General features: G+C 77.5%; 1 protein-coding gene. It reads right to left on the bottom strand.

The window, feature by feature from the left end; translation table 11 throughout:
• The coding region (locus ACLWS4_RS38235; RefSeq protein ID WP_416876601.1) for a hypothetical protein at nt 1-324 on the bottom strand (324 nt) is incomplete at both ends.

Here is a 324-nt window from a genome sequence, read left to right as displayed (position 1 = left end):
AGGCCGAGGCGCTCGCGACCAGCCCGTCGTCCGGCCGGGTGCCGGTCCGGCGGTAGGCGACCGTCCAACGGAGCGTCAGCCGCACCGGGTCCTCGGCGGGCGGGAACAGCAGGCCCACCGGTACGCGGTCGCCGTGGGAGATCCGCAGCAGGCCGTCCACCGTGGCCGTGACGGGCGCGGCGGTGGACCAGGGCCGGGTGAGTGCCGCGGCCAGCGGGGCCGGCACGGGCATCCCGTCCGGGTCCAGCACCTCCACCTGGGCGGGCAGGGTGGCCTGGAGGTGCATGGCCGGACCGGTCTGCTCCAGGGCCACGTCCGGCAGCA

Origin of the sequence: Kitasatospora sp. SC0581 (assembly GCF_048159585.1) — a bacterium.
Lineage (GTDB): Bacteria > Actinomycetota > Actinomycetes > Streptomycetales > Streptomycetaceae > Kitasatospora.
The sequence above is the reverse complement of the archived record's forward strand: the minus strand, read 5'-3'. Positions and strand labels throughout refer to the sequence as shown.